This window comes from Rhodococcus sp. USK10 (assembly GCF_019378875.1).
In the GTDB taxonomy this organism is placed as follows: Bacteria; Actinomycetota; Actinomycetes; order Mycobacteriales; family Mycobacteriaceae; genus Rhodococcus_F; species Rhodococcus_F pseudokoreensis.
This window is the reverse complement of sequence record NZ_CP076048.1, coordinates 288,886-314,794: the sequence shown is the minus strand read 5'-3', so window position 1 is coordinate 314,794 and position 25,909 is coordinate 288,886. Positions and strand designations below refer to the sequence as shown.

Below are 25,909 nucleotides of genomic sequence, written 5' to 3'. Positions count from 1 at the left end.
CCGGGTATACCCGGTCAGTCTTTCGCGGCGTAGTTCGCGACGAACCGCACCCGGTCGCTGCGACACGCGCGGTGGATGTACACGGTGGGAGCGTCGTCCTCGTCGAGATTCAGGCCGTCGCGAAAAAGGACCGCTGTACCCGACGGCACCCCGAGCAGTGCCGCTACCTGCGGAGACGCAGCACCTGCGGCGAGCGAACGCCACGCCGCCTTCAGCCGGACGCCGTAGACGTCGCGCCACACGGTGTACAGCGGGACACCGTCTCGCAGGTGCCGGTCGATGTCGGCGAACCGGCGGTCGTCCATCCAGACCGAATTCGCGAACCATGGCTCATCGTCGACCGCGAGCACCGTGTCGACGCGGCGCAACCGGCATCCAGGCAGATACTCCTCTGCCTGCGGTGCGCTACCGCCGAGGACGGTCTCGCTCGAGACGAGCGACTCGGTCAGTGTGCGCCCCACGGATCTGAACGCCGCGCTGAGACCGTCGGCATCGTTGATGTAACTGGCGGCGAGTTCGATGGGGAAGTGCCGGGGCGGCGGGGCGACGAACGTGCCGGACCCCTGCTTGGCGACCAGTCGCCCGGCCCGGGTCAGTTCGCCGATCGCCTGCCGCACCGTGAGCCGGTTGACGCGGAGTTCGGCGGCGAGGTCGGTCTCGGGCGGCAACCGGTCTCCCGGCCGCAACGTGCCACCGTCGAGTCGCTGCAGCAAGACGTCCTGCACCTGTCGGTAGAGCGGCACCCGACCCGTGGGCGTTTTGCTCGGCATTCCACAAGTCTAGAGGACTTCGACCTGGGGCGGGGGGTGTGATCGACACGTCTTTCCAGTTCAAGATGCATTCACTTGGCGGTCACCCGAAGAGGTGGTTTAGGCTACTTGTCTAGATGAATATTCGGACATCAACTTCGGATACATCTCGGAAAGGCCCCGCCCGTGAGCATCAACCCGACCCTGCGCCGCACCTTGGCCGCCGCCGCCTGCGCGGTGACGCTGTGTGGTGCCGCCGCCTGCGGCGACTCCTCCGCCGAAAACGGCGCGCCCGACGTGCTGAAGATGGGGCTACCACCGGCGGAGGCCAATGCGAACCTGCAGGCGAAGTTCGAGCCGGTCACCTCGCTGGTCGCCGCGGGCACGGGGAAGTCGGTCGAGGTGAAGCCGACGAGCGACTACCTGTCCATCGTCGAGGCCATGCGGTCCGGGCTCATCGACGTTGCTGCGTTCAGCCCGTTCCCGACGCCCCTCGCCGAGGCCGTCGCCGGTGTCGAGCCGCTCGTGGTGGCGAAGGGTGCGGCCTACAGTTCTGTGTTCGTGTGCCGCACGGACCGTGGCATCGACTCGCTCGACGATCTTCGCGGGCGCAGGATCGCGTTCGTCGACGCCGGATCGACCAGCGGAAACTACATCCCCAAGCTCCTGCTGAAGCGGGCCGGGATCGATCCGGAGACCGACATAGAGGGCAGCTACGCCGGTGGCCACGACACCGCCGAACTCGCCGTGAAACAGGGCTCGGTCGACTGCGCCGCCGACGCCCGGTCGTCGTATCAGACGATGGTCGACAAGGGCGTCATCGACGGAGCAGCGCAGACGATCGTCGCCGAGTCCGACCCCATCCCGGTCTCTCTGGTGGTCATTGCACGCAAGGATCTCGACCCGGCCATCTCGCAGGGAATCGTGGACGCATTCGTGAACGGAGACAATGCGGCGGCACTGGGAGTGGTCGGGGCAACCAGCTTCGAGAAGGCGCAGGACAGTGATTTCACGATCTTCCGTGACGCGGCGTCCGAACTCGGGGTGGATCTCGAGGAGTTGTCGCGGAAATGACGTCGACACGAAACGGAATTCCCCGCGTGCAAGCCGATGCGGTGAGCTACCGATATCCCGACGGCACCACGGCACTGCACGAGGTGTCGGTGCGGGTGGCGCCCGGCGAGATCGTCGCGGTGCTCGGTCGCAGTGGCGCGGGGAAGTCGACGCTCATGCGCTGTCTTGCGGGGCTGGAGGCGCCGACATCGGGCCGGGTGCTGCACGACGGTGTCGACCGCAGCGGGTTGCGGGGCCGCGCCAGGCGGCGGGCGCACGCGCGAGTGGGATTGGTGTTTCAGGAGTTTCAGCTCGTCGAACGGGCGACGGTGCTGTCGAATGCCCTGATCGGGCGGCTCGCCTGTCAGCCACTCCTGCCGAGCCTCGTGCATTTCGTGCGGAGCCGTGACCGCGAGATTGCCGTCGAGGCCGTCTGCAGGCTCGGTCTCGAGGAACAACTCCGCAAGCGTGCCGACGCGCTCTCGGGCGGACAGCGTCAGCGTGTGGCGATCGCCCGTGCGCTCGCGCAGCAGCCCGACATGCTGCTGGCAGACGAGCCTGTCGCCAACCTCGACCCCGTCCTGGCTCGCGGAGTCGTCGACGACATCGTGCGGTTGGCCCGTGTCGAGGGACTCACCGCTGTGCTGAATCTCCACGACGTCGAGTTGGCGCGGCACGTCGCGGACCGGCTCGTGGGCCTGCGCGCGGGACGGTTGGTGTTCGACCGGCCGACCGCTTCTATTTCCGACACCGATCTCGATCTCCTGTATGCCGATCCGGCCCGCCCCCTCGCAGGAGTGCAGTGACCATGACACTCGACACGAAGCCTGCCGAGCGCACGCCCTCGACCGCCGATCTCGCGGCTCTGCGCCGGCCCTCCTGGCAGACGGGCGCCGGGGTGGTGGTCGTACTCGCCGTCGTCCTGTGGTCAGCGCAGACCACCGAGTTCTCCCTGGCCGCCGTCGTCGACGGCCTACCCCATATCGCCGACTTCATCGGCCGCATGTTTCCGCCCGATCTCGCCGTTCTGCCGACCGCCGTCTCGCTGATGGGCGAGACCCTCGCCATCGCGGTCGTCGGTACCGCGATCGGCGTCCTGCTCGCGCTGCCGTGGGCGTTGCTGGCGGCCCGGTCGGTGTTCGACCAGGCCTTGCTCCACCACGCGGCGCGGGCGTCGATCAACGTCACCCGCGCGATCCCGGAACTGATGTGGGCGCTGCTGTTCGTCTCCGCGGTCGGGCTGGGCCCGCTCGCGGGCACCTTGGCGATCGTCATCGGATCCGCGGCAGGGATGGCGCGGCTGTTCGCCGATATCTTCGAGACCATGGACATGCGGGCATGGGAGTCGGCTGCCGCCGCCGGCGCCACTCGGTCGCAGCGGATCAGCTGGGTTCTGCTGCCGCAGAGTGTGCCGACCGTGGCCAGCTACACCCTGCTCGTGCTCGACGGGAACGTGCGGGCCGCGTCGCTGCTCGGCATCGTCGGCGCCGGCGGCATCGGCATGGAATTGACCCAGCAACTCCGGCTCTTCGAGTACGGCAACGTCCTCACAATCGTCCTTGTTGTCCTGGTGGTCGTGGTCGCATTGGACCGCGCCGCCGCCTACCTCAGAAAGAAGCTCATATGACAGTGACCGACCTCGACGTACTCCCCAACCTGCGTGACCTCGGCGGACTTCCCGTTGCCGAGGGCGGCCGGACGCGCAGCGGTGTGCTGTACCGCAGCGCACTGCCCGCGCCGGGCGACGCCCGCCCTACCGCGGTCGACGAGTGGCCTGCCCGCACCGTCATCGATCTCCGCAGCCCCCGCGAGTTCGCGACCAGGGAGCACCCGCTGCGGTCGGACGAGACGGTGGTGCACCTGATCTCCCTGCTGTCCGACGCGGAGGTCACCGCACCGAATCAGGGGTCTCGGCTCGCCGACATCTACCAGGGCATCCTCGCGAATGCGGGGCAGCGGCTCGTGGACATCCTCCAGGTGGCGGCCACCGCGCCCGGCCCGGTCCTGTTGCACTGCGCGGCGGGCAAGGACCGCACCGGGGTCGCCGTGGCCTTGCTGTTGCGCACCGCCGGAGTCGAGCCAGAGCACATCGTCGCCGACTACGAATCGACCAATGACCACATGGGTGCCGTCCTGGCGCGCATTACCCGCTTCGCCCCCGAACTCGGTCAGACGCATCCCAACGACCGCGATCTGCGCGGTGCCGTCCCCGAGGCAATCGAGGGTGTCCTCGCCCGCTGGGACGCTCACCCGGGTGGAGTCCACGCGTGGCTGCGGGAGCGCGGTGCCACCGAGGAGACGATCCGGCTCTGGACCACGCGTTTCACCGGGTGACGCAGTTCGGCCGGGCGGGACGGGTGCCGGCGGCGGTTCAGCGACTCGCGACGGCTCTCATCCGGTCGTCGCGTAGAGCGTCGGTCAATTTGCTGCACCCGCTCTCGCGGCCGAGCAGGGTCCTGCCCAGCAGCACCAACCCCCACGGGCCTATCACCCACACCGGCCAGAAGTAGATCATCACGCCGGCAGCGAGCGAGATGATGCCCCAGATCGCGATGTTGATTCCGCCCGCGGCGGCCCAGGCGAGCCACTCGATCTGCTGGTGACCCGGGACGCGGCGACGCACCGGACGGGTGGGTGGTGTCGCGACCGGGGCAGCGGCAACCGCTGAGGCTGCGGACGGTAGGTCGCGCAACACCTGATGCGCCTGCTGCCGGGTGGTCGATCGATAGACCTCTGCCACCCGTTGGTCGAACTCCCCGATGGTCAGTCGCCCGGCGGTGAGGTGCCGCCCGAGTTCACCGACGACCTGTTCACGTTCGGAATCGGATATCCGCATGTTGTCCGCGTACTGCATCGGACCCTCCTCGGCGAGGACGTTCCACTGTGGAATGTCGCTACCACTATAATCGATATGCCACAGTGGAATGTCAACCCCCGATCGAGCGAAGGACCGCGAGATGGACGAACGCCCCCTCAACGCCACTGCGGCGTCGCTCCTCGGGTTTCTGCACGAGGGTTCCAAGACCGGGTGGGATCTGGTGGTGACCGCGCAGGAACGCATCGGCAAGTTCTGGTCGATCACGACCAGCCAGGTCTACCGGGAACTCGCGGCGATGGAGCGGGCCGGATTGATCGAGGCAGGGGAGCGCGGAGCCCGCGAGCGCAAGCCCTACACGCTCACCGACGAGGGTCGCCGGGCGTTCGCGGAATGGATCGAGCGCGAACCCGGCCAGGAGAACATTCGCTACCCGCTACTTCTCACGGTTGCGTTCGGCGCGCACCTTCCGCCCGAGCGATTGGCCGCGATGCTGGACTCGCACCGCGCGGCCCACGAGAAGCAGCTCGCCGAGTACGAGCGTGACGCCGCCGTGCACGGATCCAACCGATACGCGATGGCCACCCTCGACTTCGGGATCGCGTACGAGCGCGCAGTGCTCGATTGGTTCGACCTGGTCGAGGACCGGTTGGGGCAGTGATCGTTCCGCCGCGTCTCGCCGGGTGCCGGTGTTCGGGCGGTCAGCCGATCACTCCGTCCTCGGAGGCGACGGCCGTCGGCAGGTCGACGCGCCGCGGGGTCCCGGCCTCGTCGTGGATCACGGTGACAAAGGCCGGAAACACGATTCGCCAGGAGCCTGCGACGGGAGACAGCGCGCTCGCGGAGAAATCGGCCCACTCCTTCGGCAGCAGCGTCACAGCGTCGTCGGTCAGCCACTGCGGCGTCGGGACCCGCCGATTCTGCTCCTCGGCGGGATCGACGACGAACCGCAGGTTGGTGGCGATTCCCGTTCCGACGTTGTGGAGCCGGAATCGGTCGACGGGTCCACGGATGCGCTGGACGTCGAATTCGACTTCCAGCGGTCGTGGAAGCGCCTGCTGTGCGGCTTCGGCGATCCGGGTCATCGCTTCGAGTTGCTCGAGCGCCGCATCCAGTGCGGCCTCCGCTTCGCGCCTGGCCTGATCGGCAAGATTCGCTTTTCTCCACGCTGCGGCAGCGGTGGCGCCGAGCAGCACCGCAGTCGCCGCGCTGACCCACGATGCGGTTCTCATGCGCGGAAACTTACCCGAACGCGAATCCGGCAGGCGCGCTGGTGACGTCTCCACGGGCGGCGCGGCGGCGGACCGTGGTCAGGGGTTGACGGAGAGAAACACGTACGCGGCCAACAGCACCAGGTGGACGCCGCCCTGGAGTCGGGTGGCGCGGCCGGGGACCACCGTCAGCATGCCGACAACCACGGTGATCGCAAGCAACACGACCTGGGTGGGACCGAGGCCGAGCAGAAGCGGCCCGTCCAGCCAAATGGACGCGACGGCGATGGCGGGGATGGTCAAGCCGATACTGGCCATCGCCGATCCGAAGGCCAGGTTCAAACTGATCTGGATCCGGTTTCGCTGCGCTGCCCGCACCGCGGCGAGGGTCTCCGGCAGTAGTACGAGCAAGGCAATGACCACACCGACGATGGATTGCGGCAATCCGGCGTCCTCGACCGCGTCTTCGATCGCGGGTGATTCCACCTTCGCCAATCCCACGACTGCGCACAGTGCCACCACCAGCAGGGCGAGGCTCATCCCGGCCATCCTGCCCGTCGGGGGCGCGGAGTCCCGGTCGCGGGTTTCCGGTTCATCGGCGATGACAGGCAGGAAGAAGTGCCGGTGCGGCCCGGTCTGGGTGAGGACGAACATCCCGTACAGCACCAGCGAGGCCACCGCCGCGAATACCAATTGGGCCGAAGAGAATTCGGGACCCGGCCGGCTCGTCGTGAAGGTCGGGAGCACCAGGCTCAACGTCGCGAGTGATGCCACCGTCGCCAGTGCTGCGCCGGTGCCTTCCGCATTGAACAGTGCGACCCCGTACTTTCGTGCGCCGACGAACAGCGACAACCCGGCGATGCCGTTGACGGTGATCATCACCGCCGCGAATACGGTATCGCGGGCAAGCGACGCAGTCGCCGGGCCGCCCGAGATCATCAATGTCACGATCAGTCCGACCTCGATGACGGTGACCGCGACCGCGAGAATCAGCGACCCGAACGGTTCACCGACCTTGTGTGCAACCACCTCGGCGTGATGAACGGCCGCGAGCACCGCACCGACCAGCACCACGGCGACGGCGAGCACCAGGACCGTGCCGATGTGGCGGCCCCAGGTCAGGCCCAGCACCGCAACCGCGACGGGCGGTATCACCAGCGGCCACTCCGTAGCGACCGACCGCCACCCGAATGCCATGACTAGACCTTGCCAGTTCGATCCGCTCCCGTGCACCGCAATGGGTCAGGTCTGATCGGTCCGGGCAATCGCCGCGCGGGTGGCGGCGTCGACGGTCATCACGATGAATTCGCGTCTTCGTGAATCGCGGTCGTCGCGGCGCGAAGGAGGAGGCGAGAACAGCCGGTCCGCAGTCTGGAGAGTGACCCAACCATCGACGAGGGTGATCACCGTGATGAGAAGTTCCTGCGCGTCGGCCTCGGACAGGCCGGTGGCTTTCCGAGCCGCCGCGACCAACGTCTGCGCGTGCTTTCGGCGGGTTTCCTCGGCTACCGGTGTCTCGAGTTCGAGGCCTTCCCAGAACAGCAGCCGGGTGAAGGCCGGGTGCGTGCGCTGGTAGTCGAATCGACGGCCGGCGTAGTGGGCGACGGCGGACACTCCGTCTCCCGACAGTTCGACGGCGGCCAGTGACGCCGTCAGTTCATTCTCGACGACGGCGCTGAAGAACGCCTCCTTCTTGCCGAAATACTGGTAGATGCGCTCTTTGTTCACTCCTGCTTTCGCGGCGATCCGGTCGACTCGGCCGCCGGCCAGTCCGAACGCACTGAACTCCTCGGCGCCTGCGTCGAGCAGGAGTCTCTTGGTTCGTTCGGTATCCCACGCCACCGGTGCATCCTAGGACAAACTCCAACTGTTTGGTTGCAAGTTGCTCTTCCACGCCTTACTCTCCAAGTGCAACTGAATAGTTGGAATTTGGAAGGGTCACCCTCAGGATGGAATCTCTCGCTCTCGCGTCCGCAGTGCTGGAGCAACTCGCCCCGGCGGCAACGAGGAGTCACCGCACACGGACGGGACAGGCTGCCCCGGGCGGCGTTCCGGTGCCGTCCATTCACCTGCGGGTTGCCGTCACCTGGGTCTCGATCTTCCCGCTCGTCACGCTGGGCATGACGGTCATGACGCTGTCGGGTCCGATCACTGCCACCTGGCCGACCTGGCTCAGGGCCTTGTCGCTGACCGGTGTCGTCGTTCCCACCGCGGTGTATTTCGTCGTGCCGCGAGTTCTGGCCTTGTCCCTCCGGTGGTTGAACTGGCGGCAGCGGTCCGCCGCTGCAGAGTCCGGCCGGGAGATTCGTGTCGGTGGGGCGAGGTAGGTTTCTGCTTGCGACGAAGCAGGTCGCCACTCACACTCACGAATCCGAGGCAGTTCGGCTCGGGTGGATACGAGGCGCAACCGCGCGTCGTATCTCGGCGGAGTGGCGACCTGTCTCGGCCCCCGACGATCCAGCTACCAGTGCCGGATCAGGCCGGCTCGGCGGCGATCCGCCCCGATTTCACGGCGGCGACCAGTTCTGCGTGGTCGGCTTCGGTCTGATCGGCGTAGCGGACGGCATACCGTCCGATCGCCTCGTCGAGTTCCGTGTCGCCGGCAAAGTATCCAGCGAGCGCCCGCGGATCGAGGGAGCGGGTGTGTGCACGCGCGAGCAGGGCACCGGCCAGGCGGCCGTAGTCGTCGAGATGATCCTGCTCCAGACCGGTCGGATCGATATCGCCTTTGAGGTTTCGGAACTGCCGCACGATGTAGGGGAGGCCGTCGATGGTCGTCCAGCCCAGGAGGATGTCCGACTCCGCTTGCACCAGCCGGGCGCCGTGCACGATCCGCTTGCCCTCGTGCTTCGGTTCGTCGACCGGCAGGTATGCCGCCAGTGCGGAGGGCCGGGCCTGTTTCAGTTGAAGTACGAGCACCTCGTCCCGATTGCCGTGCAGCAGGGCGATATAGCTGCGCAGACCCACGCTGCCGGTTCCGACGATCCGGAACGCGACGTCGGACACGGCGAATCGGGTGATCAGGTTCCGTCGCGACTCCCGAAGTGACCCGACATAGCGTTCCAGCCCGTCGGTCACCGCATCGGCGGTCGCGCGATCCACGTGGGTGAGAATCGGCGGATCGTCGATGAACCGTCGGCTGCGGATCCCGGTCTCGTGGTTCTCGATGTGGGCGGTCCATTTCGCCGCCACCTTCTCGCTGGTGTTGCGTCGCGCCTTCTGTGCGGCCTTGTCGAAGTCGTCGAGCAGGGCGTCGGCCTTCGCCCGCGTGAGCACCGACTTGTCCGGCAGCGCATTCCAGGACTGGAGGAACGGAAGTTCGGCGAGTTCACGGATGGTGCGCCGATACGACTTGACGGCGTCTTCGGCGGCCTCGACGCACCCGCTCTCGGACACTCCGCCTTCGCGTCCGGCGAGGACCAGGCTGGCGGCGAGGCGTTTGAGATCCCATTCCCACGGACCGGGGATGGTCTCGTCGAAATCATTTATGTCCATGACAATTTGACCGTCCGGCGTCCCGTACAGGCCGAAGTTCGCCGCATGCGCGTCACCGCACAGCTGCGCTGTCAATCCGGTGACCGGAGTAGCGGAGAGGTCGGCAGCCATCAGACCGGCGGTGCCGCGGAAGAAGGCGAACGGCGAGGCGATCATCCGACCGATCCGCAGCGGGACGAGATTCGCCAGCCTGCCCTCGTTATCGGCCTCGACGAAGTCGAGCACATCCGGCCTGTCGGCGCCGGTCGAGGCGTGATCGTGTGCACGGGACGGCACGGTTGCCTGCAACGCGTCCCCACGCGCGAAGGCGTCGTCCGCGTCGTCCTGGGTTCGCAGGTCCACGGCGCGCGCTCGATTCTTCGTCACCACGGCGACACTATCGGAGGCATTTGCGCGGGTACCACCGTGCATCGCGGATGCGTCGGCGCAGGCGTGCGCGTCGGCGAGGACCCTGCACCCTTATCGAGTGCGTCGCGCGGTCTTAGAGTAGAACCAGCAGACGCGTCCGATCGGCCACCGCGATGTCAGCGAGGTTGCAGATGGCGGCTCACTTCGGTCAAGTCCCGGGGCGTGGTGTACGAAGTCGTCGTGTGACTCCTCGTGGGGTTATGCGGTCAGTTCCGCGGGTGGTGTCACCTCCTGGTTCGGTTCGGTAGTGGTGGTGTTGTCGCCGCGGGATCGGGCAAGTACGTCGAGTCCGAGGTAGCGGCGTCCTTCGATCCACTCGTCGTGTTGCTCGGCGAGGACCGCCCCGACGAGCCGGATCAGGGCGGTGCGATCGGGGAAGATCCCGACCACATCGGTTCTCCTGCGGATTTCCCTATTTAGGCGCTCCTGCGGATTGTTGCTCCAGATCTGCCTCCAGATCTGCTTGGGAAATGCCGTGAACGCCAACAGGTCAGACCGTGCGGCATCGAGGTGCTCGGCGACCTTCGGCAGCTTCTCCGACAGAGCATCGATGATCCGATCATATTGGGCATGAACAGAATCGGCGTCGGGCTGGTCGTAGACCGAGTGCAGCAACGTCTTCACCCAAGGCCACGACCCCTTCGGGGTCTGCGCCATCAGATTCGTCGAGTAGTGTGACTGTAAGGTAATAACATGGTGTTTTGCAGTTTGAGTCAGGTCGGTGCGGTAGGGCGGTTGTGAGCGAGGTCGAGGACCGGTTGCGGGAGCGGTTCGAGGTCTTGTTGCCGCACCTGAACGAGCGGCAGCGGCGTTTGGCGTTGGCGGCGGAGGCCCGGTCGCTGGGGCATGGCGGGGTGCGGACGGTGGCCCGGGCGGTCGGTGTCAGCGAGACCACGGTTCGCAGGGGCGTGTTCGAGTTGGCGGCCGGCGAGCAGCCGGCGCCGACGGGTCGGGTCCGCCGTCCGGGTGGGGGCCGCAAGGGTGCGGACGCGCTGAATCCGCAGCTGGTGCCTGCGTTGTTGGCGCTGGTCGAGCCGGATGAGCGTGGGGATCCGGAGTCTCCGTTGCGGTGGACGACCAAGTCGCTGCGACACCTGGCCGAGGAGCTGACCCGGCAGGGCCATCCGGTGTCCGCACCGACGGTGGGACGGTTGTTGCGGGACAACGGATTCAGTTTGCAGGCCAACGCCAAGACGTTGGAAGGCGAGCAGCACCCGGACCGGGACGTGCAGTTCCGCTACATCAACGAGCAGGTCAAGGCGCACCAGGACGCGGGCGAGCCGGTGATCAGCGTCGATTCGAAGAAGAAGGAACAACTCGGCCAGCTGCCCACCCCGGGGCGCGAGTGGCGGCCGCACGGCGATCCGGTGCGGGTGGTCGATCACAGCTTCTTCACCGGACCGAATGCGGACCGGGCCATCCCGTACGGCGTCTACGACTTGACCACCGACGCAGGTTGGGTCAATGTCGGCGTCGACCACGACACCGCCGCGTTCGCGGTCGCCTCCATCCGCCGCTGGTGGCAGGCCCGCGGCGCCGCCGACTACCCGCACGCGCGCCGGCTGCTGATCACCGCCGACGCCGGTGGCTCCAACAGCTACCGGTACCGGTTGTGGAAGGCGGAATTGGCTGCGCTGGCAACCGAGACCGGGTTGGCGATTACGGTCTGCCACTTCCCGCCCGGCACCTCGAAGTGGAACAAGATCGAGCACCGGCTGTTCTCCCAGATCACCATGAATTGGCGGGGGCGGCCGCTGACCAGCCACGAGGTCGTGGTCAAGACCATCGCCTCCACCCGCACCCGCACCGGGCTGCGCGTGGACGCCGAGCTGGACACCGGCGACTACCCGATCGGGATCTCGGTTGGTCGAGAGGAGTTGCGCGCGTTGCCCATCCGCCCGCACGCCCAGTGCGGAACGTGGAACTACACCATCGAACCCACTCACGCCGACGCCGCTCCGGTTCCCAACCGAGACCGGGAAGGCGAGCGTGCCGCGGCCGTCGCGATGCTCGCCGACTCGCGCCTGACTGGCATGACAGGCGACGAGCTGGAGGAACTCACCGCACGGCTGGCACCGGCTCAGGCCGCCCGCGCCGAGCAACGCCGCTGGCACCAACGCGGCGGCCGGCGCCGCAATGCCCCGGGTGCCGGCGGGCGACGCCTGCTGTCGGACGCCGCGGCCCTACTGATCACCGTCGTGTATCTGCGGCAGGTCTGCCCTCAGCGGGTGCTGTCGGATCTGCTCGGGGTGAATCCGAACTCCATCGGCGAAATCATCGCCGAAACGCGGATGCTGCTCGACGAACACGGCCATCACGTCACCCCGACCATCGGGCTGCGCTTCAGCACCGCCGCAGACCTCGCGGGATTTCTCCGTGACGGCACGGCACCCGACCCGACACCGAATCGGCCGCTCCCCGAGGCACTGTCGCATCCGGCTCTGACCGGCATGAGTCGCCGGCAACTGGGCGACCTCGTCGAACGCCTCGCCGTCCGGCAAGCCGCCATGGTCGAACGACGCCGCTACGCCCAACGCGGCGGCGAACGCATGCCCGGGGGCCGCGGCGGAATCTTCCTCCAGAAGATCACCGATGCCGAACGCGTCCTGGCCACCGTTCTGCATATGCGCCAGCTCTGCAACCGCGCCGTCCTGGCCGAACTGTTCCAGGTCAGCCCACGCACCATCGGCAATGCCCTGCTCGACGTGCGGCCACTGCTCGAACAGGACGGCTACACCCCGGCACCGGCAACCATCCGCTACCGCACCGCCGCCGCCCTCCTCGCTGCCATACCACCACGAGAGGGCGACACACCCGAATCGACACATTAATTCCTTACAGTCACAGTGGGTTCGGCACCTCTGCCATGAGGCGCCGGGCAGGGTCGCCCCGATTGCCGCGACGAGGCCGGCGTGGGCGTCGGAGGTCACCAACCGCACCCCGGACAGGCCGCGGGCGACCAGGGAGCGGAAGAACGCCAGCCAGCCGGCCCCGTCCTCGGACGAGGTCACGTCCAGGCCCAGGATCTCGCGGTAGCCCTCGGCGTTGACACCGACCGCGACCAACGCGTGCACGTTGACCACCCGCCCGTTCTCGCGCACCTTGAGCACGAGCGCGTCGGCCGCGACGAACGTGTACGGCCCGGCATCGAGCGGCCGGCTGCGGAACGCCTCGACCTGGGAGTCGAGGTCCTTCGCCATGACGCTGACCTGTGATTTCGACAGCGAGGTGATGCCGAGGGAGTCGACGAGTTTCTCCATCCGCCGGGTCGAGACCCCGAGCAGGTAGCAGGTCGCCACGACCGAGGTCAACGCCTTCTCGGCGCGTTTGCGGCGCTCGAGCAACCAATCCGGGAAGTACGAACCGGACCGCAGCTTGGGGATGGCGACGTCGAGGGTGCCGGCGCGGGTGTCGAAGTCGCGGTGCCGGTATCCGTTACGTGAGTTGGTGCGGGCATCGGAGCGTTCGCCGAAGCCGGCCCCACACAGGCTGTCGGCCTCGGCGCCCATCAGCGCATCGATGAACGTGGACAGCAGGTTGCGCAGCAGATCGGGACTGGCGCCGGAGAGCCGGTCGGTCAGGAATTGGTGCAGGTCGTTATCGTGGGCAGTGGTCATCGCGTGGTCCTGTCTCGAATGACTGTGGTAGGTCTCTCGAAGAGTCACGCGATGGCCGCCTTCTTGGGGCTACGACACGCCGGTCAGGTTCGGATCCGGTTCATACACCACTCTGCTGGACGCAACCCTCACTTCTCCACGGAGCGTGAAATCCCAGGCCCTCGAGGCCTACCGCTCGTCGGCGTCATTCCAATGCTCGCGCACGACCCGTTCGGCTACCTGGTCGACGCTGCGCGCGACTACGGCGGATTGGTCCGAATGAGGTTGGGCCCTGCCACGGTGTACCTCGTCAGTGATCCTGCACATGTTCGGCACATCCTCGTCGACAATCATGCCAACTATTGGAAGGGCCCAATCCTCCGCGGGATCAAACTGATCATCGGTGACGGGATATTCGGCAGCGACGGGCAGCTGTGGCAACGGCAGCGGCGCTTGATGTCTCCGGCCTTCCACCGGCCGCGTTTGACCGCGATGATCGGGGTCATGACCGACGTCGTCGAAGCGGCGACGGTACGCTGGAACGATCGGATCGTCCGAAAGACGCCGGTGGACATGCTCGAGGAAATGGTGCCGATCAACATCGAGATCGTCTTGCGGACACTGTTCGGCACGAGCATTGACTACAGCGAGATCGCAAAGCTCCGTGCCGCGTCCGATGTCATCTTTCACCACTCCGAGAAGCTGGTCTTCAGTTTCTTCCTCCCGATGCGCATACCGAGGCCCGGTCACCGGCACTTCATTACCGCATTGTCCGTCGTCGACGAGGTCGTCGACAGGATCATCGCCGAGCGCCGCAGAGACCCGGCCGACCGCGGAGATCTGCTGTCGATGTTGCTGCTCGCCCACGATGATGAAGGCACCCAGAGGGCTATGGACGACCGACAGGTGCGCGACGAGGTGATGAGCATCCTCATGGCGGGGTACGAGTCGACCGCCGCAGCGCTCGGTTGGACCTGGTACCTGCTGTCCCAGCACCCCGACGCGGATGCGCGATTGCAGACCGAGTTGGACTCCGTGCTCGGCGGTCGTGTTCCGTCGTTGCAGGATCTGCCACGGCTGGTTTACACGCGCCAGGTGATCAGCGAATCTCTTCGGCTGTATCCACCATTTCCGACGTTCTTCCGCACGTCCTACGGCCGCGACCAGCTCGGCTCGTACAACCTGCCGCCGGGTGCTGCACTCATCATCAGTCCGTATGTCACCCACCGCTTGACGGAACACTGGCCCGACCCAGAGGAATTCGACCCCATGCGGTTCGATGCAGACCACTCCACCGACCGTCCGAACGAGGCCTACTATCCCTTCGGCCTCGGCCGGCGACTGTGCATCGGTGCGAACCTCTCTTTGCTGGAGCAGCAGGTCGTTGTCGCAACCGTCGCCCAACGCTTCGACCGCGAGATTGCGTCCGGCTATGTGCTCGAGCCCCATTACGACATCGCCTTGCGGCCGCGCAACGGTGTGCCGATGATGCTCACCCCTCGATAGGTGGGGTCGCTATGAATTATCGCGCGGTCGCCACAGGGCCGGGCCGCGCGATCAGGTTCGACCGCTCTGCCGTTGTGCCGAAAGACCGGTGTCTTCGCCGCACGACATTGTCGCTGAAAGGTGGTTATGCTTCGGTTTCCGGTGGCAGGCAGCATACGGCGCCGGAGACACGTTCCGGAGGCATGCCGTGCCGCCGGGCCTTCCTTGACGGAGGAATGTCATGTCCGCTGAACCCGTTGCCGCGACGCCCGAGAACCCCGCAGGCCACATCCGATTGACGTCCCACAGCGGCGGTGTGGGGGCTATTCCGGTCCACTGGGGCGCACCCACGGCGTCCGAGCGCGGTCCGGTGGTCGGCACCACCACCAATCGCGCCCACCGCAACGTGATCGGCACGCACAGCGGCTCGTACAGCATCTACCGGGCGCTGGCGGTCGCGTCGGGTGCGCTGTCGCGCCAGCACAAGGCCGACCTCACCAACACCGCGCCCACCATTGCCATCGGTCCGTATCCGCAGTGGAGCGAGCCCGGCAAGATCGTGAGCCTGGACCCGTGGGGCGCCACGGTGGCCGAGGTCTTCGCGGCCGAGCTGGCGGCCGGTCACGACATCCGGCCCAGCATCGCCGTGACCAAGGCGCACGTGATCCTGCCGGAGATCATGGAGGCCATCCAGAAGGGTCGCCTCCACCCGGACGGCCGCTTCCTGCTGCCCAGCGGTGCTGCGCTGGTCACCAAGGCGGCGATCGAGCCCGTCTGGCATCTGCCGGGTGTGGCGGAGCGGTTCCACTGCAGCGAGACGGATCTGCGCCGCGTGCTGTTCGAGGAGACCGGCGGCATGTACCCGGAGCTGGTGACGCGCTCGGACCTCGAGGTGTTCCTGCCCCCGATCGGCGGGCAGACCGTGTACATCTTCGGTGATGCGCGAGACCTGGCCGATCCCGCGGTGGAGCTGACCGCACGGGTGCACGACGAGTGCAACGGCTCGGACGTGTTCGGCTCCGACATCTGTACGTGCCGTCCGTACCTGACACATGCGATCGAGGAATGCATCCAGGGTGCGCAGCGTGGCGGTGTCGGCCTGGTGGCCTACTCCCGCAAGGAAGGCCGCGCCCTGGGCGAGGTGACCAAGTTCCTGGTCTACAACGCCCGCAAGCGCCAGGTGGGCGGCGACACGGCCGATCAGTACTTCGCCCGCACCGAATGCGTGGCAGGCGTGCAGGACATGCGGTTCCAGGAAATGATGCCCGACGTGCTGCACTGGCTCGGCGTCCGAAAGATCCACCGCCTGGTCTCCATGAGCAACATGAAGTACGACGCCATCACCGGCTCGGGCATCGAGGTCGGGGAGCGGGTGGACCTCCCCGCGGATCTGATTCCGGCCGACGCGCGCGTGGAGATCGACGCGAAGATGGCGGCCGGCTACTTCACCCCGGGCGCGGTGCCGGACGCCGAAGAATTGGCGAAGGCCAAGGGCCGGGAGTTGGACGAATGAGCGTGACCGGCGTCGGTCCCGCACTGGACGTCGGGCGGGCCGAGGGGGCGGCCGCGGCCCTGCGCACCACGTCCGCCGTGCGGGAACGCGCGCAACTGCTGCTGCGTCGCGCACGCGAAGACGGTTCACACTGGTTCGGCGTGGACGACGACGCGCTGCAGACTGCCGCGGGCGAGGTCGTCGACGTCACGCGTGCTCGCTATCCGGACCTGAAGATTCCGTACCACAGCCGGTGGCGCCACTTCGAGGCCGGCGGAGTCGATCGAAAGACCGAGTTGGACGCACGGCTGGCGGCGCTGGACGCGCCGGGCCGCGCCCGCGCCATGATCGACCTCGCCGTCGTCAGCGTGCTGCTCGATGCCGGCGCCGGTCCCGACTGGCAGTACCGCGAGGCGGCAAGCGGACAGCCCTTCACCCGTTCCGAAGGTCTGGGCGTCGCGAGTTGGCACGCCTTCCTGGGCGGACTGTTCTCGAGCGATGCTGCGCAGCCGCTGCAGGTCGACGCGGCCGGACTGCGTGGCCTGGACGCGGACCGGTTGGCCGAGGCGTTCCAGGTGGGTCCGTCGAATCCGTTGGTGGGACTCGACGGTCGCGTGCTGCTGCTGCGCCGGCTGGGCGACGCGCTCGCTGCGCAACCCGACGTGTTCGGCCCGCACGGCCGTCCGGGTGGCCTGTTCGACCTGCTGGTCGATCCACAGGGTTCGGCCGCTTCGACGGTCGCAGCCCACGACATCCTGTCGCAGCTTCTGACGTCGCTGTCGGGCATCTGGCCGGCGGGCAACGCCATCGGCACCGAGCCGCTGGGCGACTGCTGGCCTCACGAGGCAGTGGACGGTCCGGGCCTGACCCGGGGCTGGGTGCCGTTCCACAAACTGTCGCAGTGGCTGACCTATTCGCTGCTCGAGCCGTTCCGATGGGCCGGCGTGGAGGTGGTGGGGCTGGACGCGCTGACGGGCCTGCCCGAATACCGCAACGGCGGCCTGCTGCTCGACACCGGCGTCCTGCGCCTGCGCGACCCGGCTTGGGCTGCGCGCAGCTGGGCGGCGGGCGACGAACTGGTCGTCGAGTGGCGCGCCCTGACTGTCGCGCTGCTGGACGAACTGGCCCCCCTGGTCCGCGCACGCCTGGGCGTGGATGCCCGGGAGATGCCGCTGGCCTGCGTCCTGGAGGGTGGCACCTGGGCGGCGGGCCGTGCGCTCGCACAGCGCACGCGTGGTGGACTGCCTCCGCTCTCCGTCGTCAGCGACGGCACGGTCTTCTAGAACGAAACGAGGACGAACACATGGGGACAGTACATCTGATCGACCACCCGCTGGTGCAGCACAAGCTCACGATGATGCGTCGTAAGGATGCGTCCACCAACAGCTTTCGGCGCCTGGCGAACGAGATCTCCGCGCTCATGACGTATGAGGTGTTGCGTGACATCCCGATGCAGGAGGTCGAGATCGAGACGCCGCTCGAGGTCACGACCGGAAGGGTCATCGACGGCAAGAAGCTGGTCTTCGTCTCCATCCTGCGCGCGGGGACCGGCATCCTGGACGGCATGCTGACGATCGTGCCGGGCGCGCGGGTGGGCCACATCGGTCTGTACCGCGATCCCAAGACCCTCGTGGCGGTCGAGTACTACTTCAAGATGCCCGGCGACCTGCACGAGCGCGACGTGGTCGTGGTCGATCCGCTACTGGCAACGGGCAACTCCGCGGTGGCGGCGGTGGAGCGGCTGAAGGAGTGCGGTCCCAAATCCATCAAGTTCGTCTGCCTATTGACCTGTCCGGAGGGCGTTGCCGCGCTGGACAAGGCACATCCCGATGTGCCGATCTACACCGCCGCCGTGGACCGCCAACTCGACGAGCACGGCTACATCCTGCCCGGCATCGGCGACGCAGGCGACCGCATCTTCGGTACCAAATAGCACGTTGCCGGTGGTTACGCAGGGAACCGCACCGCGAGCGCTGTTTTGATCTCGATGTGACGCAGCAGGAAGGCGCGCTCGTCGAGCCGCTTGCGGCGCAGCCAGCCGGTGACCTCGTCGTTGCATTTGCTGGCGTTGCAGGAGCCGCAGGCCGGGGCGATGTTGTCGAGGGTGTACCGCCCGCCGCGGGACAGCGCCTGGACGCAGTCGCGTTGCAGCGGCTTGTCGGTCGCACCGCAATACGCGCAGCCGCCCCACGCCTCGGTGAGCGCACTCCACTGCTCGTCGGTGAGGTCGTGCTCGACACTGTCCATCCGGCGCTTGCGTTTACGGGCTCCCTTGGCCTTGCGACTTCGGTTGACCGCCATCGCCCCAGCGTAGGGCTCGGGAGGGTCAGCCCGGCGACGGGGGCACGCTCTGCTCGAAGTTGAACACGTTCTCCGGGTCGTAGGTGGCCTTGACCTCACGCAACCGCTCGCGGTGGGAGCCGTAGTACTCGCGCTCCCAGTCCGACGCGGCGGCGTTGGGCACGTTGACGTAGGCGCCGTCGCCGTAGGGGCGCAGCGCCCGCCAGAAGTCGGCGGCCCAGCCCAGCGCCGCCGAGTTCAGTGCGGGGTCGTTCCACGCCGCACCCGGCTCGCAGTAGAACAGCGCGTCGCGGTGCGGGAACGCGGATCCTCCTGGCGGCGCCTGCCGCACGGCCCCGCCGAAGCTCGAGCAGAAGAAGTTGCTCGGCGGGCTGGGGGTGTTGTCCATGAAGCGGACGATCAGATCGATCGCCTCGTCGGGGAACGGGCGGGTGACGAACTGGGAATAGAACTTCCAAAGGGCAACGTCGTTCGGCCCCCTGTCCACGTCGCGGTACACGGTCGGCCAGGAACCCTCCGTCACCGACACCTCGGGACTGCCGATCGTCAACAGCGAGCGCAGTTGGTCGTCGAGTTCTCGCCGCGAACCACCGTGCAGCAGTGCAGACAACTCGACCGCGGTGGAATCCACCTCGAGTGCGCTCGTCAGCCGCTCGTCGGCGACCGGTGCCTCGCGCTGCCATGCTCGAAGCAGGTCACCCAGGGCGCCGTGGCCGGTCCACCTCGCGACCAGGAATGTGACGTTCGAAAGCTCGTGCAGCTTCAACGTGTAGGACGTCGCGATCCCGAAGTTGCCGCCGCCCCCACCGCGGCACGCCCACAGCAGGTCGGAGTTGCTGTGCTCGGTGGCCTCCACGACCTTCGCCGAGCGTGCGCCGTCGGCGACCACGACCTCCGCGGCGAGCAGGTTGTCGCAGGCCATGCCCATGCTGCGGGTCAGTAGTCCGAAGCCGCCCCCGAGAATCACACCGCCGAGTCCGACACCGCCCTCCGATCCGGTCGGAACGGCGAAGCCGTGTTGTCCGAGCGCCGTGACCGTCTCCGTCTGCGTCAGGCCCGTTCCCACCGTCGCCGTGCCCGCCGATTCATCGATCACGATGTTCTTCATCCGGCTGACGTCGATCACGAGGCCGCCGTCGAGTGACGACCAGCCCTCGAGGCTGTGGCGTCCGCTGCGGGCACGTAGGGCGACGCCTTCTTGTCGGGCCCAGCGGACCGCGTTGACCACGTCCTGCGTGTCGCAGCAGAACACGATGGCCTCGGGGTAGCGGGAATATAGGCGGTTCCAGCCGACCCGTGCCTCCTCGTACCCGGAATCGCCCGGACGCACCACATCACCGGTGAGCATTGCGGTGGTGGCGGTGAGGGGCGTTATCTCTCGGTCAGTGCGCGAAGACATCTGCGTCTCCTGGCTCGGTGTCCAGAACCTCGCGTTTGAATATCAACAGGTAGGTGAAATAGACCCCGCCCGCCAGGAGCAATCCGATCGCAATCAGTATCGAGGTCAACGCACTCGAGGGCGACACGATCACGAACACCACGAAGGCCGACCACACCAGTGCACCGATTGCGATCGGTAGCTCGAAGCGCCCGAGATCGAACGCGCCCGCCTTACGATCCAATCGTTTGCGGACCGCGAGGTACAGGACGATTATCCCGCCGTAGAGAACCGCCGAGATGACCGTTCCCACTGTGAGCAACTCCAGCAGTGCGCCGCCAGGCAGCGCGGCCATCAGCACGACCCCCACGACGACGATCAAGATGGTCGCGGGAATGGGGGTCTGCGTGCGCGGGTTGACCCGGCGCATCACCCGGTGAGCAGGGAAACGTGCGTCGCGCGACATCGCGAACACCATCCGCGAGCAGGTCGCCAAGGTCACCATCCCCGCGCCGAAGAAGGCGAACGCGATCGCCACCAGCAGTGTCCTCTCCATCACCGGACCCAGCTGATCGCGCAGGATCGCCGCCACGGGCGTGTCACTGGCGCTGATCCGGGGAACATCTTTGATCGCGATCGTGAGCGCGATCAGAAACACCAGTCCCAGCACCGCAGCCGCCACGACCGATCCCACGATCGCGCGCGGGACGCTGCGAAACGGATCCTTGGCCTCCTCAGCCATGTTCGCCGCGGAGTCGAAGCCGACGAGCGTGGCGAGCCCCATGATCGTCGCAGCCATCAACCCGCCGCCGACGGCGAAATAATTGGGGGCGCCCTCGGCGACACCGCGGGAGGTGAGATTGCCGACCGAGCCGTCGCCGGTGACCGCCACGGCGACGAAGAGCCCGATCGCGAGCACCACGACGATCACCAGTTCGAGACCTACTGCGCCCGACGTGATCAAGCCGACGAGGCGCGTCGAGAACACGACGAGCACCGCCTGAACAAGCACCACGACGAGCGTGATGACGCGCGCCGTGCCCTCGTCGGGCTCCATGCCGAACAGCGGCATGAGAGCGGAGCTCGCCATCGCATTGTCGACCGTCACCACGCCGAGCGCCAGGTAGCAGAAGGTCAGCCAGCCGAACAACCAGCCGACCTTCGGGTTGGCCAGCCGTGACGCCCATTGGTACGAGGAGCCGCTGAGTGGGATGCGGGCCGCGAATTGGGCGATCACCAGCGCCACCAGGGTTTGTCCCAGAGCCACGACGACCCAGAGCCAGATCCCCACAGGCCCGGCGTCGCGAAGTACGTCGTCGTAGGTGCCGAAGATCCCGACCGCCACCGAGATGAACGCGAACGAGACAGCGAACACCTGGAAGGAGCCCAGAGTTCGCTTCAGCTCCGGTTCATACCCGCAGTCCTGACATTCCTGATCGGCGGTCTGCGAGCCCATTACGTTCTCTGCCGTCATCTCGGCCACCTCACGTTCGATCGGGAACTGCGGAGAAGGTGAATCGCTTTCGAAAAGACCCGCGACAACGGGACCCGTTCCACGATCAGAGCGAGACCGGTCTGTTTTATCGTCCTCCTCGCGTGTGCGAAAGTCAGCGATGGTTCGTCTTTCTAAATACTCCGGCTGCGTAGGACATGCCTTTCGCACGCGCCTCGGCCGCCGGTGCCATGGGCTCCGGCGGCCGAGTCGTCTCCTTCAGGTCGTCGTCACATCACATCCAGGGCATGTCGGGATCGAGCGGGTGGGAGATCACCCCGTCGTCGGGCTCGAGGGGGTAGTTGACCTGATGGATGGTCGCGGAGGCCGGACCGTAGAGGGATGTGCCACCGGGCTCGACCAGGGTGGTGCCGGGTTCGACGAGGGTGACCTGCGGCGGCACGTCCTCGTCGGGGGCGTCGCAGGAGACCATGGGCCATGCATTGGCGCAACCGATGCGGTCCCTGACCTCGACCTTGTACGGGGAGAGCCCGGAATCCGGGGAGACGACCTGAGGCGACGTCGACTGCGCGGGCGCGGCGACGGCAGTGGCGCTCTGGCTCAGGAACATTCCGAGTCCGAGGGCGGCGCCCGTTGCGGCTGCTGCGGCGATGCGTGTCTTGGTCGAATTCATTGCGTTGCTCCTGAGTCTGGTGTGGGTGGGTTTCCGGTGTCCCTTGTGGACGAACACCAGTCTTCGCCGTTACGGGGCCCCGCCAACTCCCCCCAGAGGGGTGGTCGACCCTTCATCCGGGGGTGGATGTTTGCACCCCCCGGGGTGTTCCCAAAGCTGTGAATGGGCAGTAGACCGCCGTCGGTGTGTCAGAGATAGAGGTCGACGAGGGTGCTGACCAGCGACCAGTGCGTGGCCCGGGCCCGCAGGGTCCTCAGCTCGGGGTAGACGATGCGGAAGGTCCGCGCGAGGGCGACGCTCAGCCCGCCGGTGATGTCCGGGAGCCCTGATCGGGTGTCGGTTGCGAGGACGCCGTCGAGCGGCGGGTAGCCGGTCAGTCGCTCCAGGATCGGATCGATCCGGAGGTGTGGTCCGAGTTCCCGGAACAATCCGATGTTTTCCTGCAGGCCTCTGGTGATCGGCAGGTCGGTGAGTTCGATGACGTCGCGGTGCTGAGCCGCGGCATCTGACTGGGCGACGACGAGCAGGTCGTACAGCTTCCCGGTGACGACGTCGTCGAATCGGTGAAAGTCGTCCCTCACGACGCCGATACTGGCGGCCACCCGGAAGATGTCCTCGAACTGGTCGAACGTCATGAGCGACCCGTGGCCCCCGACCTCCGCACCGTCCATCAGGTGATCATCCTCCCCGATCCGCCCCGGCTATGTCATGTTCATTCTTCCGCCGGGATGATCCCGCCGCGGACACGGATGACCCGCCCTGGAATCGCGTTGTCCGGCACGAAGTCCTGCGCGGCTGGCAGGCCGGGTTGTGCACGACCACCGGCAGCGAGTACAGCGAAGGGTATGAGCCGGTGGGAGCGGCGCGGGGCGCGGTGGTGGCCGTTGGCGGCCGCCGCGATGCTGGTCGTCGTGCTCGCCGTGTGCGGGGTGGTTCCCGTGTGGCCGGGACAATTGCACCTCGTCGCGCTGCCGCCGCTGGATCAGTTCGCGGACCTGCGACTTCTGCTGGTACGCACCGACTCGTGGTCGCAGTTCCTCGTGCTGCTGGCTGTCGTGTCGGCCGTGCGGATCATGCTGATGGCCTGGCTGCTCGGCGGTCTCGACACGAGGCGTATCCGCTTCGCGACGGCGTTCTACGCGACCGCGTTCGGTCCCGTCCTGCTGGCGTCGTGCGCTGACGCGACCGCCTACGCGATGCTGTACTCGCGGGCGTTCTGGCCGGCGGTAGCGCTCGTCGCGGTGCTGGTGTGGATACTCGGGCCGGTGCCGTGGCAGGGCGACGCCGGCCTGCGTGCGGCGATGGGGCGGACGTGGCGCCGGGGCCTGCGAGTCGAGGTGATGGTGCCGTATTGTGCGGCGATCCTCGCACTCGGCGCCCTGGCGGAGCGCGTGCCGGCCCTCACCGTGCTGCTCGTGCCGGTTTCTGCAGCGGCGACGGGGCTGACGGTGTGGGCGATGGGCCGTGCGCCGCTGAGGCGGCCCGCCGCGGCACTTGCCGCGGTGCTCGTCGCGTCGACAGTCGTGTCGGTGATCTTCGTTCGGACCCGCGCCTACGACGATCCGGAACCCGGGCCACGACAGGCGGGTTCGCTGCTCGTCATGGCCGGCATCGACTCGCGTTCGGGGGAAGGGACGATGCACCGGGCCGACGTGCAGCGGCTGGGGTACGAATGCGAACAGGTGTACTACTTTTCCTACGCCGGAACCGGTGGTGGGCAGCCGCGACGCGACGCTACCTGCCCGATCCGAACGGGCGCCCCGTACGAACCGGCCGACACCCACCGTCCCGTCGAGGAACAGGTCGCCCTGTTCGCCGAGCAGGCGGCGAACCTGCAGCGGCCGTTGACCGTTGCCGCGCATTCCCACGCCGGCTGGATCGCGTGGGAATCGGTCGCCACGCGTCGGGCACAGGTGGACGTGCTGATCCTCGTGGGTGTGTTCCCGGATACCCCGCTCGGATTTCCGCCGCCGCAAGTCGACCGACCGGGCAGGGTGTTCGGCGACCTGTTGCGCTGGGCGGTGCCCGCGATCGAGTTCGCGTTCTTCCCCTTCGACCCGGACACTCCCGCGGCGCGGCAACTGCTCGGGGACGCGGGCAGCGCACAGGCCGTTCTCGGCGAGACGCTGCCCGAAGGCGTGCGTGTGCTGAGTATCGCGTCGGCCGCCGATCTTCCACTGATGCCGCACGGCCGGCGCCTGGACGTCGAACGCAACGGCTGCCCGGTCCGCGCCGCGCACTCGTCCCTACCGACCTCCGCCGCCTTCGACGATGAGGTGATCCGGTTCCTGAACCACCGGGATCCTGTGCCCTGCCCTGCATGGCGGGACTGGGGTGCGGTCGTGATACAGGCCTTCGGTGTATCCCCAGCGAACGTTGACGAGACTGTGCGGAAGCGGGCGGGACGATTTCGCGGACGCCGGAGCATCGGCGGGAGTTAAATGGAATGACGCAGGCGTAAAGGATTTCGGCACAGGGTAAGCCCAACTCAAGGTCCGTCGCCGCCCGCTCCGTTCTCGTTCGCACGGCGCGGGAGGCTGAGCGTCGGGGTGCGCGATGATCGAAGCAGTGACAGGGCTCCTCACGAGGAGAAATGAACCCGCCGATGCTCGACCCGAACCGCCCGCACAACCCGATCACGCCGGCCCTGTCAGTGGTGTGGCGCTCGGCAGACTTCTCGCGGCGGCGATACTGTCGCCGGCGCAGGCGTCGCTGCTCGTTGCCGATGCGCTCGATCAGCTCGAACCGGCGCGCAGCGACGGGCCCGACCGCATCCGTCTCCGGAACGTGACGGTGTCCGACAGCGGGCATCTCACGATCGAGTACGGGCGCGGTGCGGTGTCCGGGCAGGACGTGAACGAGGAGGTTGCCGGGCTGTTCCGGAGCATCGCGACGAACTGTCGCGGTTCGGCCCTGCCCGAACGGTTGCACGAATCGCTCGTCGAAACAACAGATCTCGATGCGCTGCTGCAACGAGTTCGTCTAGCGATCGAACCCGGTGTCGATCCCGCCGAGGAGAGTCGGAAACGCTGTCAGATCGCCCGGCTGGTCGCGGCGACCAGCGGACGGCCGCGCCCGGACGACCGGACCGTGGAGGAGCGGCCTGCCGGTGAGACGCCGCCGGTGGCTACCGGTTCCACTCTCGCATCGCCGGGCTGGTTCCCGCCGGCCCGGAATCCGTGGCATCGCAGGAAGAGACGGCCCTCGCGGAGGCAGGGAGCCCTGGGACTCGTCGCGATCCTGATACTTTTCGCCGCAGTGTGGATGGCTCCGCGGGCGTGGTCGGACCTGCGGCGAGGTTGGGACGCCGTCCTGAATCCGGTGAATCCCGAGGAGCAGAATCAGATTCGACCCGTGTCGCCGCCACCGGAACCCCCGGCCGAGGAGCCCACGCCGGCTACGGCCGAGGCCGGACGAGTGCCGTCACCCGTCGACGTCGGTGCTCCCGGCAGCGCGGGGCCGATCACGCTCGTCACGGCCACGCGCGCCAACGGGGAGTGCGGGCCCGGGCAGGCGTGCGAGATCCGGGTCGACGTCCACCTCGATCCGGCGGCGACTGTCGATGCCGTGACCTGGAGGGTGAACGTGTACGACCGCTGCTCGGGTGAGGTGCGGGCGGGCGGCGACGTGTCGGAGCGCGTCCAGCCCGGGACTCAGCAGGTGTACGGCATCGTCCGGACCGATCTGCCGCCCGGGACCGCGCTCGCCGTCGCGGCGATCACGAGCGCCCCGGCGACGGCCGCGTCCGAACCGCTGCTGATCCCCGCCGAGAACGCACGCTGCTGAGTGCCGGGGGGCAG

General features: G+C 67.4%; 23 protein-coding genes and 3 pseudogenes. 13 read left to right on the top strand and 13 right to left on the bottom strand.

Annotated features, from left to right (window positions below):
- Positions 1–14: 14 nt before the first annotated feature.
- The gene (locus I1A62_RS08305) at positions 15–770 is read right to left on the bottom strand and encodes a GntR family transcriptional regulator (protein WP_219458474.1); all 756 of its coding nucleotides are present in this window, start codon (positions 768–770) and stop codon (positions 15–17) included.
- 165 nt (positions 771–935) lie between these two features.
- Here I1A62_RS08305 and I1A62_RS08300 point away from each other — a divergent pair, with 165 nt between their 5' ends.
- From I1A62_RS08300 to I1A62_RS08285, 4 genes are read left to right on the top strand one after another with little or no spacing between them, the layout of a single operon-like run.
- Complete coding sequence (locus tag I1A62_RS08300; RefSeq protein ID WP_219458473.1) at positions 936–1,823, top strand: phosphate/phosphite/phosphonate ABC transporter substrate-binding protein; 888 nt, start codon at positions 936–938, stop codon at positions 1,821–1,823.
- Positions 1,820–2,608, top strand: a complete 789-nt coding sequence (phnC, locus tag I1A62_RS08295) for a phosphonate ABC transporter ATP-binding protein (RefSeq protein WP_219458472.1) — start codon at positions 1,820–1,822, stop codon at positions 2,606–2,608. The genes I1A62_RS08300 and phnC overlap by 4 nt, the downstream gene beginning before the upstream one ends.
- 2 nt (positions 2,609–2,610) lie before the next feature.
- Positions 2,611–3,429 (top strand): phosphonate ABC transporter, permease protein PhnE, encoded by an 819-nt coding sequence (gene phnE, locus I1A62_RS08290; RefSeq protein WP_219458471.1) that lies wholly within the window; start codon positions 2,611–2,613, stop codon positions 3,427–3,429.
- Complete coding sequence (locus I1A62_RS08285) at positions 3,426–4,136, top strand: tyrosine-protein phosphatase (protein ID WP_219458470.1); 711 nt, start codon at positions 3,426–3,428, stop codon at positions 4,134–4,136. Before phnE ends, I1A62_RS08285 begins: the two co-directional genes overlap by 4 nt.
- 37 nt (positions 4,137–4,173) lie before the next feature.
- On the opposite strand, the gene I1A62_RS08280 is transcribed toward I1A62_RS08285, so the two are convergent.
- Positions 4,174–4,656, bottom strand: coding sequence for a DUF1707 domain-containing protein (locus I1A62_RS08280; RefSeq protein ID WP_219458469.1), 483 nt, complete (start codon positions 4,654–4,656; stop codon positions 4,174–4,176).
- A gap of 103 nt (positions 4,657–4,759) precedes the next feature.
- Here I1A62_RS08280 and I1A62_RS08275 point away from each other — a divergent pair, with 103 nt between their 5' ends.
- Positions 4,760–5,278, top strand: coding sequence for a PadR family transcriptional regulator (locus I1A62_RS08275; RefSeq protein ID WP_219458468.1), 519 nt, complete (start codon positions 4,760–4,762; stop codon positions 5,276–5,278).
- Between the two features lie 40 nt (positions 5,279–5,318).
- On the opposite strand, the gene I1A62_RS08270 is transcribed toward I1A62_RS08275, so the two are convergent.
- The 3 genes from I1A62_RS08270 to I1A62_RS08260 all read right to left on the bottom strand — a co-directional run bounded on the left by I1A62_RS08270 (position 5,319) and on the right by I1A62_RS08260 (position 7,670).
- Positions 5,319–5,849, bottom strand: coding sequence for a hypothetical protein (locus I1A62_RS08270; RefSeq protein ID WP_219458467.1), 531 nt, complete (start codon positions 5,847–5,849; stop codon positions 5,319–5,321).
- Between the two features lie 78 nt (positions 5,850–5,927).
- A complete protein-coding gene (locus tag I1A62_RS08265; RefSeq protein ID WP_219458466.1) occupies positions 5,928–7,025 on the bottom strand; it encodes a calcium:proton antiporter in 1,098 nt (365 codons plus the stop codon).
- Positions 7,026–7,070: 45 nt separating this feature from the next.
- Positions 7,071–7,670, bottom strand: coding sequence for a TetR/AcrR family transcriptional regulator (locus I1A62_RS08260; RefSeq protein ID WP_219458465.1), 600 nt, complete (start codon positions 7,668–7,670; stop codon positions 7,071–7,073).
- A gap of 107 nt (positions 7,671–7,777) precedes the next feature.
- Here I1A62_RS08260 and I1A62_RS08255 point away from each other — a divergent pair, with 107 nt between their 5' ends.
- Complete coding sequence (locus tag I1A62_RS08255) at positions 7,778–8,155, top strand: hypothetical protein (protein ID WP_219458464.1); 378 nt, start codon at positions 7,778–7,780, stop codon at positions 8,153–8,155.
- Positions 8,156–8,303: 148 nt separating this feature from the next.
- Here I1A62_RS08255 and I1A62_RS08250 read toward each other — a convergent pair whose 3' ends face one another.
- On the bottom strand, positions 8,304–9,689 hold the full coding sequence (locus I1A62_RS08250) for a DUF2252 domain-containing protein (protein WP_219458463.1): 1,386 nt from the start codon (positions 9,687–9,689) through the stop codon (positions 8,304–8,306).
- A gap of 240 nt (positions 9,690–9,929) precedes the next feature.
- Positions 9,930–10,412 (bottom strand): annotated as a pseudogene (locus I1A62_RS08245) (transposase); the annotation flags it as partial.
- A gap of 56 nt (positions 10,413–10,468) precedes the next feature.
- On the opposite strand from I1A62_RS08245, the gene I1A62_RS08240 reads away from it, so the two are divergent.
- Positions 10,469–12,562: an ISAzo13-like element ISRop2 family transposase gene (locus I1A62_RS08240; protein WP_219458462.1), complete on the top strand. Its 2,094-nt coding sequence runs from the start codon at positions 10,469–10,471 to the stop codon at positions 12,560–12,562.
- Between the two features lie 15 nt (positions 12,563–12,577).
- Here I1A62_RS08240 and I1A62_RS08235 read toward each other — a convergent pair.
- Positions 12,578–13,348: pseudogene (locus tag I1A62_RS08235) on the bottom strand (IS256 family transposase); the annotation flags it as partial.
- Between the two features lie 18 nt (positions 13,349–13,366).
- On the opposite strand from I1A62_RS08235, the gene I1A62_RS08230 reads away from it, so the two are divergent.
- The 4 genes from I1A62_RS08230 (at position 13,367) to upp (ending at position 18,237) form a co-directional block, all read left to right on the top strand.
- The gene (locus I1A62_RS08230) at positions 13,367–14,833 is read left to right on the top strand and encodes a cytochrome P450 (protein ID WP_308340776.1); all 1,467 of its coding nucleotides are present in this window, start codon (positions 13,367–13,369) and stop codon (positions 14,831–14,833) included.
- A 220-nt stretch (positions 14,834–15,053) separates the two neighbouring features.
- Positions 15,054–16,325 (top strand): GTP cyclohydrolase II, encoded by a 1,272-nt coding sequence (locus tag I1A62_RS08225; protein ID WP_124393750.1) that lies wholly within the window; start codon positions 15,054–15,056, stop codon positions 16,323–16,325.
- Positions 16,322–17,587, top strand: coding sequence for a URC4/urg3 family protein (locus I1A62_RS08220; protein ID WP_219458460.1), 1,266 nt, complete (start codon positions 16,322–16,324; stop codon positions 17,585–17,587). The genes I1A62_RS08225 and I1A62_RS08220 overlap by 4 nt, the downstream gene beginning before the upstream one ends.
- A 20-nt stretch (positions 17,588–17,607) precedes the next feature.
- Positions 17,608–18,237 (top strand): uracil phosphoribosyltransferase, encoded by a 630-nt coding sequence (upp, locus tag I1A62_RS08215; RefSeq protein WP_072943378.1) that lies wholly within the window; start codon positions 17,608–17,610, stop codon positions 18,235–18,237.
- A gap of 14 nt (positions 18,238–18,251) precedes the next feature.
- Here upp and I1A62_RS08210 read toward each other — a convergent pair whose 3' ends face one another.
- The 5 genes and pseudogenes from I1A62_RS08210 to I1A62_RS08190 all read right to left on the bottom strand — a co-directional run bounded on the left by I1A62_RS08210 (position 18,252) and on the right by I1A62_RS08190 (position 22,780).
- Positions 18,252–18,551, bottom strand: a complete 300-nt coding sequence (locus I1A62_RS08210; protein WP_124393853.1) for an HNH endonuclease — start codon at positions 18,549–18,551, stop codon at positions 18,252–18,254.
- A 13-nt stretch (positions 18,552–18,564) separates the two neighbouring features.
- Positions 18,565–19,953: pseudogene (locus I1A62_RS08205) on the bottom strand (FAD-binding oxidoreductase).
- A gap of 34 nt (positions 19,954–19,987) precedes the next feature.
- Positions 19,988–21,457, bottom strand: coding sequence for an APC family permease (locus tag I1A62_RS08200; RefSeq protein ID WP_124393854.1), 1,470 nt, complete (start codon positions 21,455–21,457; stop codon positions 19,988–19,990).
- A 253-nt stretch (positions 21,458–21,710) separates the two neighbouring features.
- Positions 21,711–22,109 carry a hypothetical protein gene (locus I1A62_RS08195; protein WP_124393752.1) on the bottom strand — a complete coding sequence of 133 codons (399 nt, stop codon included), beginning with the start codon at positions 22,107–22,109 and terminating at the stop codon, positions 21,711–21,713.
- A gap of 188 nt (positions 22,110–22,297) precedes the next feature.
- Entirely contained in the window at positions 22,298–22,780 is a 483-nt protein-coding gene (locus I1A62_RS08190; RefSeq protein ID WP_218269252.1) for a DUF1931 family protein, read from the bottom strand.
- Positions 22,781–22,954: 174 nt separating this feature from the next.
- On the opposite strand from I1A62_RS08190, the gene I1A62_RS08185 reads away from it, so the two are divergent.
- Together I1A62_RS08185 and I1A62_RS08180 are read left to right on the top strand one after the other, a co-directional pair.
- Positions 22,955–24,550 carry a hypothetical protein gene (locus tag I1A62_RS08185; RefSeq protein WP_257890728.1) on the top strand — a complete coding sequence of 532 codons (1,596 nt, stop codon included), beginning with the start codon at positions 22,955–22,957 and terminating at the stop codon, positions 24,548–24,550.
- Between the two features lie 115 nt (positions 24,551–24,665).
- Positions 24,666–25,895 carry a hypothetical protein gene (locus I1A62_RS08180; protein WP_219458459.1) on the top strand — a complete coding sequence of 410 codons (1,230 nt, stop codon included), beginning with the start codon at positions 24,666–24,668 and terminating at the stop codon, positions 25,893–25,895.
- Positions 25,896–25,909: the final 14 nt, after the last annotated feature.